Annotated in this window: 7 protein-coding genes; 3 read left to right on the plus strand and 4 right to left on the minus strand. The window is 52.9% G+C overall.

The features are described 5' to 3' along the window. Positions 1–44 precede the first annotated feature (44 nt). From ACW9SV_RS16400 to ACW9SV_RS16410, 3 genes are all read left to right on the plus strand, one after another. The gene (locus ACW9SV_RS16400) at positions 45–4,040 is read left to right on the plus strand and encodes an AAA domain-containing protein (protein ID WP_479557841.1); all 3,996 of its coding nucleotides are present in this window, start codon (positions 45–47) and stop codon (positions 4,038–4,040) included. Further along, positions 4,027–4,956: a hypothetical protein gene (locus tag ACW9SV_RS16405; protein ID WP_479557842.1), complete on the plus strand. Its 930-nt coding sequence runs from the start codon at positions 4,027–4,029 to the stop codon at positions 4,954–4,956. The genes ACW9SV_RS16400 and ACW9SV_RS16405 overlap by 14 nt, the downstream gene beginning before the upstream one ends. A gap of 287 nt (positions 4,957–5,243) precedes the next feature. After that, a complete protein-coding gene (locus ACW9SV_RS16410) occupies positions 5,244–6,113 on the plus strand; it encodes an SDR family oxidoreductase (RefSeq protein ID WP_479557843.1) in 870 nt (289 codons plus the stop codon). Positions 6,114–6,295: 182 nt separating this feature from the next. Here ACW9SV_RS16410 and ACW9SV_RS16415 read toward each other — a convergent pair whose 3' ends face one another. The 4 genes from ACW9SV_RS16415 to ricT all read right to left on the minus strand — a co-directional run bounded on the left by ACW9SV_RS16415 (position 6,296) and on the right by ricT (position 12,224). After that, positions 6,296–8,368, minus strand: coding sequence for a hypothetical protein (locus tag ACW9SV_RS16415; protein ID WP_479557844.1), 2,073 nt, complete (start codon positions 8,366–8,368; stop codon positions 6,296–6,298). 418 nt (positions 8,369–8,786) lie between these two features. Then, positions 8,787–9,941 (minus strand): endonuclease/exonuclease/phosphatase family protein, encoded by a 1,155-nt coding sequence (locus ACW9SV_RS16420; protein ID WP_479557845.1) that lies wholly within the window; start codon positions 9,939–9,941, stop codon positions 8,787–8,789. 169 nt (positions 9,942–10,110) lie between these two features. Continuing rightward, the gene (locus tag ACW9SV_RS16425; RefSeq protein ID WP_479557846.1) at positions 10,111–10,593 is read right to left on the minus strand and encodes a gliding motility lipoprotein GldH; all 483 of its coding nucleotides are present in this window, start codon (positions 10,591–10,593) and stop codon (positions 10,111–10,113) included. After that, positions 10,593–12,224: a regulatory iron-sulfur-containing complex subunit RicT gene (gene ricT, locus ACW9SV_RS16430; protein WP_479557847.1), complete on the minus strand. Its 1,632-nt coding sequence runs from the start codon at positions 12,222–12,224 to the stop codon at positions 10,593–10,595. The genes ACW9SV_RS16425 and ricT overlap by 1 nt, the downstream gene beginning before the upstream one ends. Positions 12,225–12,540 lie beyond the last annotated feature (316 nt).

Genomic DNA, 12,540 nt, shown 5'->3' on the forward strand with positions numbered 1-12,540 from the left:
ATTGCTTCTGCCAAAACCCACTTTCCCGTTTCTGAAAATACCAGATGACCAACCCCGCAACGTCACTTCCGCACCTGCTCAAGCAATACCAACGCCGGCTTCTGAACCTCAGTGGCTCTAACCGTTCCCTGGTGTTGCTCAAGCCCTCGGCCAGTCTGCACCTGGATGTCCACGCCCTGGATTACGCCTACAAAGGCCCGTCTTATGAGTACGTGAAAGACTTGTTGGCCGGAAAGCAGAATCTGACCTTGTGCGAGGTAGCCGATGCCCGTGACGCCGCCCTAGCCCCACTTACCAAAAGCCTGAAAACCATTCAGCGCCGGGCGCACATGATCTGGGAAGAGCGGGGCGCGAAAGAGCTGTTTGTGGGTTGGCCCTTCGTGGAGGGTGCTTTCCCCGACGGAACGTTGGTGCGCTGCCCCTTGATCTTTTTTCCGGTGGAGCTGCGAGTAAACGAGAAACGCCAGTGGCAGCTGGTGCGCCCCGAGGACACACCGGGCTTCTTCAACAAAAGCTTTCTGCTTGCTTATGCGCATTACCTGAACCTCACGCCAGACGAGGCCCTCATGGAGGAAGACTTTGACGAGTTTCCTTCCGATGACCTCCAGTTCCGGACCAAACTCTATGAACTTCTAAAAGCAAGTAATCTGGAGATCAACTTCAACCAAGAGTTGATGAAAGATGCTTTGCAGCCGTTTAAAGCCTATAAACGCGAAGAACTGGAGAAAACCTGGAAACCTGGACAACTGAAACTCCAGCCCGAGGCAGTGCTAGGTATTTTTCCCCAAGCAGGTTCCTACCAACTCGCTGATTACGATGACCTGCTGGAAAACCCTCCGGTAGAAACGTTGGAAGAACTGCTTTTGCCCCAAACCGAAATAAACGCCGCCCAAGCCCAACTTGAGCAGCAACTTTTCACCGCCTTTGACGCAGATTCTTCACAAGAGGCAGCGTTGCGGCAGGTGAAAGCGGGGCAGAGCGTGGTGGTGCAGGGCCCGCCGGGCACCGGAAAATCGCAGCTCATCTGTAACCTGGTGTCTGATTACCTGGCCCGGGGTAAAAGCGTGCTGGTTGTCTGCCAGAAGCGGGCGGCTTTAGACGTGGTGTACCAGCGCTTGTCTACCACCGGCCTAGACCAATTCTCGGCCTTGGTGCATGACCTGAACTTGGACCGCCCTGCGGTTTTCGCTAAAATCCGGCAGCAGATTGAGCAGGTAGAAGAGTACCAGCGGCAAAACGTGGCCTTGGGCAATATCCAAGCCGAGCGCCAATTTCTGGAAACTAGCCGTCGCATCAACCAAATCTCAGATCGGCTGAACAGCCTGAAGGAAGCTTTGTTTGACACCGAAACCTGTGGGTGGTCACCGAAGGAACTGTATTTACGCAGCAACCCGCGGGCGCCGCATTTGCCCGCCGAAAGCATTTACCTGGCCTTCAACGCCACTACCTGGCAGGAGTGGCGGCCGCGCCTGCTGCATTACCTGCAAGATGCCGTCCTACTGCAAAGCCCTGATTTCCCGTGGAACGAACGTCGTTCCTTCCATTTGCATACCTGGGCCGAGCGCCAAAAACTCACGCAACTTCTTACCCAGATTCCAGCTACGGCGAGGGAAGTGGCTGGGCAGGTGCAGGAATTGCTCCCGTCCCAAGCCGAGCCGTGGGACGCTTTGCAGGCCCTGATGCAGGAATTACCTACGCTCACGTCTGTGCAGCAAGCCTTGGAAGACAAAGCGGTTTCGCGCCTATTTTTCGGGAACCTGGCCCAAACCAAGGAGTACAAGCAGCGCGAGGCGCACATAGCCCAGTTACAGAAAGACACCACCAGTGCGCAGGTCAGGCTTACCCAAGCAGAGGCTCAGCAAATGTCCCAACTGCTGGGAGCGTATGACCAAGCCCAGAGCGGTTTCCTAAGCAAAATCCAGTGGAGCTTTTCCGCTGACAAAAAGAAGCTGGCTGCCTTTGCCGAGAGCAAGGGCCTGACCAATTCAGACACCGCCGTAGAGCACCTGAGAATCGCTTTGAACCAGTGGCAAGCTTTGCAAACTCAGTGGCAAGGCCTGCAGACCCTTGAGCCCACCATCCAGATTCCGGCAGACTTCTTTAGTTCAGAGGCCTCGCAGGAGCTATCGGCTTTGCAGCAGGCCTGGGAGCAACGGAAAATCGTTCAGCGGCTCCTTGCCTATGACGTGCTGCCCGATGCTTTGTTGCTGATGCCCGCAGAGCGTTTCAGGGCTGTTTTAAGCCAAACACTGCCAAAACTCCACGCGTTGCAGGAGCAGGTGCGTGACTGGGAACGCTGGCTGACGCCTTCGCAGATTGAGGTGATTGCAACCGATGCCTCGGCTACCCAAAGAATGACCCAAGCACTGGCCGAGCACTTTGACCGGATGGTGCTTTTTGACGAGTTGGTGCAAACCTTGTCCCCGGAACTAAGAGCCTGGCTGGATGAACTGCGTGCCGCCGTACCGCAAAGCGTTGAAGCTCAGTTGCAGGCCTTGGAAAACAGCATTCTACTAGCTTGGGTACAGCATCTGGAAAGCCGCTCCCCGGTACTTACCATTGTGAGCACCGGCGAACTGGAACGTCTGGAAACCGAACTCCAAGAAAAAATCAAACAGAAAGCCGAACTGAGCCGCCAGATTATCTTGCTCAACTTGCGTGAACAGACCTACAAAAACATGGAGTATAACCGCCTGGGTAACCCGGTTACGTACCGCCGTTTGCTCACGCAGGTAAGTAAAAAACGGATGCTGTTCCCGCTGCGCAAGCTCAACGCAGAGTTTGGCGAGGAAATCAGGCAACTGCTGCCGTGCTGGCTGGCTTCGCCGGAGACCGTGTCGGCCTTGTTTCCGTTGGAGCGCATCTTTGACCTGGTGATTTTTGATGAGGCCTCGCAGTGTTTCGCCGAGGTAGGAATTCCGGCCATGATCAGGGCCAACCAGGCTGTGATTGCCGGGGATGAACAGCAGTTGGGGCCGTCAGACTTGTACCGGGTGCGCTTCGGGGTAGACGAGGATGACACCGAGGAACTGCTGGTTGAGTCCTTGTTGCAATTGAGTGCGCTGCATTTGCCCCAGACGTTGCTTTCTGAGCATTACCGCAGCCAGTACCCAGAACTGATCCAGTTCTCTAACCAGCATTTCTACCGCCACAAACTGCAGCTCATCCCTAAGCTGGAGGCCATGAACACCGCTGAGCCTGCCTTGCAATATCTGAAGGTAGAAGGCGTCTGGGAAAACCAAACTAACAGGGTAGAGGCCGAGCGCGTGCGGGATCTGGTCTTGGAGCTGATGCGCAAGGGCGAAACCAACATCGGGGTGATCACCTTCAACTTCCCGCAGCAACAACTGGTGCAGGATTTACTGGAAGAGGCCGCCCTGGCTCAGAACAGGAAATTGCCCGAGGAACTCATCATCAAGAACATTGAAAACATACAGGGCGATGAGCGGCAGTACATCATCTTCTCCATTGGGTACGCGCCGGATTCCAGCGGTGTGGTACGGGCCATGTTTGGGAGCTTGAACGCTGCTAAAGGCGAGAACCGGCTCAACGTGGCAATCACGCGCGCCATCAAGCGGGTGTACGTGGTCACCAGCCTCTGGCCTGAGCAGTTCCCGACGGAGAACGTGAAACACCCCGGTCCGCGGTTGCTGCGGGAGTACCTGGCCTTTGCCCGCGAGGTAAGCGAGAATGGGTTCACGCCCAAACCTTCGCCTCCAGCGAACATCCCGTCGGCGTTGCTGCTGTACCCGGCGTTGCTGCAGGAGTTTGGAGAAAATGGTACAAAAACGGGCTTGTCGTTAGAACTCCCCTTCGCAGACCTTACTTTCCGTAACGGCAATCAGTATAAGGCCGTAGTGTTAACGGACGACGATTTGTACTTCCGGAGACCTTCCGCCAAAGCCTCGCACGCCGATGTGCCCTTACGCCTCAAAGCCCGGGGCTGGAAATACGGAGCCGTGTACAGTCGTCAGTTCTGGAACCAGCCCGAACAGGTCTGGCAGAAACTAACCGAACTGTACGAATATGATGAAAGATAAACTACTAGAGATCAGCGTGGGGCTTTGCCTGCTCATTGCCGTGGCCTGTGACTCAGGAGCGGCTAAATCAGAGGAAAGCACCGCGGAGACCTCTACCAAAAAAGAAGGCAAGAAAAAGAAAGACAAGAACCCGGCCTCTGAAGGCTTTGCCGTCAACAATAACTATGAACTGCTGGAGGTGAGCAAAATGGGCAAGAAATCTGTGCCCGAGAGCTCTGGCTTGGAAGCCTCCGCTGACGGTAATTTCTGGACCCACCCAGACGCGGGCAATGAGGCGGTATTGTACAAGGTGAACCAATCTGGCGAGCTGCTGGAGACCATGAACGTGCAAGGCGCCAAAAACAACGACTGGGAAGATGTGGCCCGGGGCAATGACGGGTTCCTGTACATTGGCGATATAGGCAACAACGAGAATACCCGCCAGGATCTGCAGATTCTGAAGATTGACGAGAAGTCTAAAAAAGTAGTCGGCGCTATTCCGTTCAAATACGCTGACCAGACTGAGTTTCCGCCGGCAAAGCAGAACCTGAACTTTGACGTGGAAGGCTTTTTCATGCACAACAACGCCTTCTACCTGTTCACCAAAAACCGCGGCAAAGGCGACTGGGTGAAGCTCTACAAAGTAGCCAACCAACCGGGGGCTGCTCAAACCGTGACGCCATTAGACAGTGTCCAGATCAGCACCAAAATCACCGCCGCCGATATCTCGCCGGATGGCCGCCACATTGCCCTTTTAGGCGAAGGCTGGGCCTACCTGTTTGACGCTGACAGCCCCGAGCAAACCTTCAAAGGCAAGAAAGAGCAGATTCCGTTGGGCAAAGTTGGCCAGGCCGAGGGGTTGGTTTTCGTGAACGACACGGACATGATGATCTCCAACGAGGCCGGCCGTCTGTTCATGCTCAGTTTGAAGAAATAGTTTTTCAAGCTTGATTTCTCTAAATGGGCAGTAAACCAACTGCTCTTGTTTCTGTAGAAACCAACCTGTTCCCCTGACTTACCGGTCTGAAGGCGAAATGCAGTGAACCCTGTTTTTGTCTTTGGGCCGGTTTCTTTTTTGCCCTAAAGAATCTGGTAGGAGTTGGGGCATTATTGGATTACCCTTGTTTCTGTAAAAACAAGGGAGAAACGCACCTGCCTGTTTTTCGTTGAAGAGTATAAATAAGGGACAAGTCTCCCTGTTCGCCAACCTTTAATCTGAACAGCATGTCTAATATCATCTTAGTGACCGGCGCTACCGGCACCGTTGGTTCTGCTACCGTGGAAGCCCTTTCTGCCTTAGGAAACAATGTGCGGGCCGGAGTGCGGTCTCTCATCAAGGGAGATATCTTGAAACGCCTACCCGGCGTGGAACTGGTGGAAATCAACTTTGACCGGCCCGAGAGTCTGGCGGTTGCTTTTACCGGGGTGACCACCGCTTTCCTGATTACTCCCTTCACCGCTGATCAGGTGGAAATGGCCCAAAAAATGATAGATGCTGCCCAGGCTGCGGGTGTGCGGCACGTGGTTCGCCTCTCGGCCAGCGGGGCCGAAGCAGAGCCTGGCATCCAACTGGGGAAATGGCACCGGCAAGCCGAGGATTACCTCAAAAACACCGGAATTAATTATACCATGCTGCGCCCCGGTTCTTTCATGCAGAATTTTGTAAACCAATACGCGCACAGCATCAAGCAGGAAAATGCCTTTTACCAGCCCTTGGGGAACGGTCGGGTGTCCTACATTGACGTGCGGGACATTGGCGATGTAGCCGCCGAAATCCTGATTAACCCAGACCAGCACGCAGGTAGAGCCTATACCTTAACCGGACCCCAAGCTCTTTCTGGTCATGAGATCGCCGAGATTTTCTCCAGAACCACCGGCCGCACCATCCAGTACATAGACGTGCCCGAAGAAGCAGCCCGCAATGCCATGAGGCAAAATGGTCTGCCAGATTGGATAACTGAAAGCCTACTAGAGTTGAATGCGATCTCCAAGGCTGGCTATGCCTCTGGGGTGACAAGCGATGTGCAAGAGGTAATAGGCCGAGCCCCACATACCTTTGAGGAGTTCGCCAAAACCTACCATGACTGTTTTTAGAGTCTTTTAGAGAATTAAAAAGCAGAACCCGTTTCAAAGCTTTTTTCAGGAAAAGAGCTTTAGAACGGGTTCTGTTTTTTTTAATGGAAGGCTGCTTATTTCTTATTTACCAAGATATATAGATAAACAAAAAGCCCCGCCAATCTAGACGGGGCTTTTTGTTTGAATGGTTTATTTAGACCTTAGTCACGGTCGTTTCTGGAAGATCCACCGCGGGAAGAGTTTCCGTTACGGTTGTTTCCGCTGGAGCGATCATCGTCATGGTCATTGGAGTTGCCGTATCTTGAACGGTTCTCGTAACCAGATCCGCCGCCACCGTAGCTAGACTGTCCGCCCTGGCTGCCATAGCCGCCGCGTGAGCCCATGCCGGTAGAAGTAGAGCCGTATCCGCTGGAACCGCCGTAGCTGCTGCCACCTTGGCCGTATCCGCCCATGCCGTAGTCACGTGATTGGTCGCCGTAGCCGCCACCGGTAGAGGCACCGCCGTGGCCGCGATCGTGGTCAAATCCGCCTCCTCTAGAACCGGTTCCGGAAGAGCCGTAGCCACCGCGTGAGCCCATGTCATTGCCCATGTTGCCGTAGTTAGATCCGCCAAAGCTTCCGCCGCCGTGACCACCTTGTCCGTAGTTACCGCCTTGTGATCCTTGGCTGGCACCATAAGAAGAGCCCCCGTAGTTTCCACCGCCCATAGAGCCGTAGCCACCTTGGGCAGAACGAGAACCAAAGTCACCGCCTTGTGAATTATGCGTGCTGTAACCACCTTGGCCGCTTCCGCCGCTCATAGAGCCATAGCCGCTGTTGTCGCCGCCCCGGTTTTGGCCACGTGAGCTGCCGCCACCTTGCCAGTCCTGGTTACCGCCTTGTGGTGAGCCATAGCCCCCACGTGAGCCCATGTCAGAACCGGAAGATCCGCCATAGCCTCCTCTAGAGCCCATGTCATGCGAGCCGTAGTTGCTGCCGCCGCGACCAGAGCCACCGCCGTACTGGGTGCTGTAACTGTTTCCGCCTTGGCTGTAGCCACCATCATAATCTGAGTTTCCGTCATAGCCCTGACCGCCGCGGGAAGAGCCGCCACGTGAGCCATATTCTTCGCTGTAAGAGCCGCCTCTAGAGCCCATGGAGCCGTAAGAGCCGCCTTGCTGATTGCTGTAGCCTTGGCTGTACCCGCCATGACCGCTGCCTTGGCCTCCGCCACCGTGCATGCCGTAGCCGCTCTCAGTGCCGTAGCCCATTTGGTTTCCGTAGTAGCCAGAGCCACCATAATTTGAATAACCGCCGCGGTCAGATTCTGAACGGGAAGAGTTGCCGGCGTAGCCTCCTTGTGAGCTCATGCCGTACGGGTTGCTGCCCATGCCAGAGCCGCCGTATCCACCCTGACCACCTTGTGAATGGCCCATAGATACGCCGTAACCGCCTTGTCCGTAGTTAGAGCCGCCTTGGTTGCTGTGGCCGCCATATCCGCCTTGTCCATAATTGGAGCCACCTTGGTTACCGTAGTTTCCGCCGCCTTGCCCGCCGTAACGGTTGTGTTGGTCATCATGGTTGTTCCAGGAATTGCCGCCGCCAAAGCTGCCGCTGTTGCCCTGACCACCATAACCGCCCTGGCCACCACCTTGTGAGCCGTAACCGCCTTGGTCGCCGTTGAAGTTTCCGCCGCCGCTAATGCCGCTCATAGAAGAGCTGCCTTGGTTTCTGGACTCGCCGCCTTGTGAGCCGCCGTATCCCATGCCGCTGCCCATAGAGGCTGCTGAACCAGATGCGTTGTTGTCTGAAGAAGAGCCGGATTGGCCAGATTTGCTTGAGCCAGATTTATCGCCGGAGGCTTTGGCGGTTGTAGAAGAGCCTGATTTGGAACCGGCTTTTGGGGTGCTGGAGGTAGAAGCGGTAGATTTGCTTCCGCTGCTTTTCTTACCTGAAGCTGTATCTGGAGAAGAGGCTGAAGCGCCTGTTTTAGAAGTTGAGGATGAGCCTGTAGAAGCAGTTGGAGATGAAGTGCTGCCTGTACCTGTGCTGCCACCTGCGCCAGATCCTGAACCTGAACCGCTCATGCCAGAGGCACCGGAGGTGGAACCAGAAGTGCCTTGGGTACCAGAACCACCCTGAGAACCCAGAGATCCGGAAGTAGTACCTGAAGTTGAGCTGCTGCCCAATGCACCGGAAGAGGAGGCGGAAGCGTTGGTTCCCATACCACTTCCTGAGCCAGAAGTAGAAGAGCCTTGGTTGTTATTTTGCTGCTCTTTTTGATTGTCTTTCATGGTTAAATCTCCTTTGTTTTAGTTATAGAATGGTGTGATGAAAACACTTGCCTCAGACGCGGGGGTTGTACCCATTTCAAAGGCAAGTGTTTATACTATACGAACGGGTGTTTGCATGGTTAACTCATTCATTGCGAATTTTTAATCCATGAAGATTTAATTGGAGAATACCCTTAAAAGATGTGTCAGTTTTTAAGGTAGAATTATGAAAATGATTTTTAAGGGTATTCTTTCCTGTTACTTTTTGAAAAAGAGGTAAAAAAGAATGTACCTAATTTTACGAGGTATTTTGTTCTTAGTCTGGTCTGGCAGAATAAAAAATGCCACCAAAACATCTCAACAAAAGGAGAAACGTTCTGGTGGCAGGTGGTAAGAATTGTAAGTGCCCTTGGAGTTTAAGAATATCCGAGAATCTAGGTTAGGAGATTTCCGGTGATTTTGGCTGTCTTTCTACTGGCAGCACACTGTTTACTGTTTGCTTCTCGGTTACTCCACTCTGCAAGGTAGTAGTGCTGGTGGGTTCCTCGTTCACTTCCAGGTTACTGAGCAGTTCTTCGGCATCTTCTTTTTCCTCGGCATCAGGTACAGGCACCTCGTGTTCATCCGCTTCCAAAGGCTCATAGTTCAACCGAACAAACATAGGGAAGTGGTCTGACCCGAAGAACGGCAGCCGTTTCATCCTGATGAGCCTGAATGCCGGGTCGTAAAAAATATGGTCCAATGAGTACCGGAAGAAAGGAACAAAGGCATTATAAGTATTGTAGAAACCCCGCCCAATGCGGGGGTCCAACAAGCCACTTATTTTTCTAAACAAGTTGGTGGTGTAAGACCAAGCCACATCATTCAAGTCTCCAATCACAATGCTAGCATACGGCGATTCCTTGGCCATTTTGGCAACAGTCAGTAACTCGGCCTCCCGGGTATCTGTGTCTTTGTTTAAGTGAGGTGGCTGCGGGTGTACTGTGAAGAGGTCAAACTTTTTGCCGGTGGGCAACTCAACGATCATGTAAAAAGAAGGAATACCTTCCTCTACCAGGTACCGCACTTCGGTATGGGTGAGTTTGAACTTGCTGTAGAACATCATACCATAGGTGTTCTCCAGCGGCTCTTTGATGCAGTACGGATACTGGTCATCTAACTCAGAAATGGCGTTGGCCCAAGCATGGTTGGGCTCATTGATGAGCAGCAAATCTGGGTCGTTTTCCTTTACTACCTTCAGAAAGCGGTCAAAGCGGGTGTTAGACATCCGTACGTTGGAAATCATGATCCCGAAGGAGTTTTTAGGCGCCTTGATTTTTGATCTGAGTGCCTGTACCCTTACAAGCGGGGTGAACTTGTAGAAATGCACCAGCTCATTGATGATGGCCAGAAGCAGCAAGCCCGCAAAAATCTTCTGGGAAAGCAACTCAAAGCCGTAAAGCCAACCATATAACCCCAACACCAACACGCTCAGCAAAGCCACCTGTACCCGGGGAAAGTCCAGTATTCGTATCCACCAGTTGGTGCTCTTTACAAGAGTGAGCAAGGAGGCTACAATAGCGATTCCGCCAAGTAGCTCAAGGGCTGTTTTCATGCTTTCAAAATTGGTCGGTTCGTACAAGTACTGTTTTTTACGGCTAGGGTTGCCCCTGTAGAAATACCCATTATCAGCTTGACGGGTTTTTAAAACAAAAAAGTCGTTTCTAGCTTGATTTGCGAAAATCAGGCCAGAAACGACTTGAAGAAATTTTTATTTATGTTAACTATTGGGCCGCCTTCTCTACCCGCACACCCACCGACATGATTCCTGGTAAGGGGTCTTGGCGCATGTACTGGTTTAGTTTAAGCTGATATTTCCCGGCCTGCTGAAACCGTACATTCTTGAGCCCCCTGAACCGATGGTCAAAGATATCACCAGTGCCGTTGCCTTTGGGTTCACCCGTCTTAGGGTCCATCAGGTACATTTCATGCAGCATGGAGTTGACCTGTTTACCATCTGGGCCTACCAGAAAATGCCGTAGATACAGGTTGTAGAACGGGTAATGCAAGGCGTTGCGCACATTAAAAAAAACGTTGTACTGCTGGGTGGTATCGGTGATCTCAAAGCTGAACACCGGCGCCAGCTTTACCGGCCACTGGTTGTCTGGAATATCCTGGTTTTCCTCAAATACGCGATTCGCATCACAACTTCCCAGGAATAAGCCAAGGCTACATAGTGCTACTAAAAAACGAAAACGTTTTCTCATCATCCTTCTACTTTGGGCACTCCGGCCTCTGGGTTACCCGGTCGTCTGTTCCGGTTGTTTCGGTTGCGGTTCCGTCTGCTGCGTTGTTCTCCCTCTGGTCTTGGCCCGGCTTCTGGTTTTTCAGGGGCTAAAACGCCGACTGCTGCCGTAGGCTGGGTGTTTGCCGGTTGAGGTTTGTTTTGCTGCGGCGGACGGTTGCCCTGCGGACGGTCTGCCCGAGGTGGCCGGTTTTCTTTAGGCGGACGGTTCTGGTCGCGCTCAGGACGAGGTTTGCCTTGCGGCTGTTGGCCTTTCGCCTGCGGCTCACGCTCTGGCTTTGGAGGTCTGTTTTCGTTTCCTCCGGGTTTGTTTCCGTTGCGCTCTGGGCGGGATTTTGGTTCTCCTTGCGCCCGGCCAGAAGGACGGTCTCTGCGCACTTCTGGGGTAGGGGCTGCTTGGGCAAGTACCTCGGTTGCAGTAGGGGCAGGGGCGGCACCCCCGTTTTTATTCTTTTTCTTGTTGCGCTTTTTCTTGGTTTTGTATTGCTCGTCCAGACGGTCCAGGTTACCTTCCAGGGCTTCCACAAAGTCCACCACTTCTGGTTGCTGCTTTTTCACTTCCTCAGCCAGGTTCTCCGGCATCTCTCCGGCAGCATTCATCTTCAAGACCTCGTGCACGCGCTCCACAGTTACCGGAAACCAGTTGCTATCACCGCGGTAGCCAAACCACATGATCCGGCGGAAGATGTCGGTCTTCTGCAGGAAGGCGTCACCAGCTTTGGTTTGCAGCGGACGGTTTACGTTAGGGATGTCCTTTAGGGCATCCATGTACGTTTCTAGCTCATAGTTAAGGCAGCACTTGAGACGCCCGCACTGGCCAGAAAGCTTGCTGGGGTTCAACGACAGGTTTTGGTAACGCGCCGCAGTGGTAGACACGCTTCTGAAATCAGTAAGCCAGGTAGAGCAGCACAATTCACGGCCGCAGGACCCAATACCACCCAACCGGCCGGCCTCGTGCCGCAGGCTGATCTGACGCATCTCAATCCGTACCTTGAATTCCTCGGCCAGTTTCTTGATCAGTTCCCTGAAATCTACGCGGTCATCAGCGGAGTAGAAGAATGTGGCCTTGGTTTTATCGGCCTGGTACTCTACGTCTGAGAGCTTCATTTTAAGCTTGAGCTCCTGCACAATGGCCCGGGCGCGGTACATGGTAGACGGTTCCTGCTCGCGGGCGAGGTTGAACTTCTCCATGTCTTTCTCGGTGGCCACGCGGTAGATGGTTCTGATCTCGTCGTTGTTCTGAACCTTCTTTTTGTTCATCTGCAGGCGCACTAACTCGCCTTTCAATGACACGTGGCCAATGTGGTGCCCGTTAGGTACGTCTACCACCACGGCATCGCCGGTGATGAGCGGAATACGGTTTACGTTCCGGAAAAACTCTTTGCGGCCGCCTTTGAAACGAACCTCTACTATATCAAACTCTTTAAAAGACACAGGAATCTCCATGTCTGAGAGCCAATCAAATACATTTAATCGGTTACAGCCTCCCGTGCTGCAACCGCCGTTGCTTTTGCAGCCCGCTACTACCTCGCTGCCATCGGCAGAGGTGGTTTTGGTGCCGCAGCCGCCACTAGAACATGAACTACATCCCACGGGTCAATTTCCTTTATATAGATAATTCCTGTTTTCAAAAAAATAAAACTCCACTTACCGGAAAAGCAAAGTACCTGCGCCAAAAAGAAGGTCATTCATCCTCCTGAATACAAATGTATTAGGGCGAAGAGGCCTTGGTGCAACGGACTTATCACAGCCTTTCTACGGAAAATACTGAGAGCCTAATTAACAAATATAATAACTAAATCCGAATAGGCAGGCACGATTGCCTTTGCCATCCGCCGTTCATTTTAAGGATATATTTATGAAAACCGCCTTAAAACGCCAAACCCACGAACAACAAAGCAATGACTAT

The organism is Rufibacter sp. JT20002, from assembly GCF_056491185.1.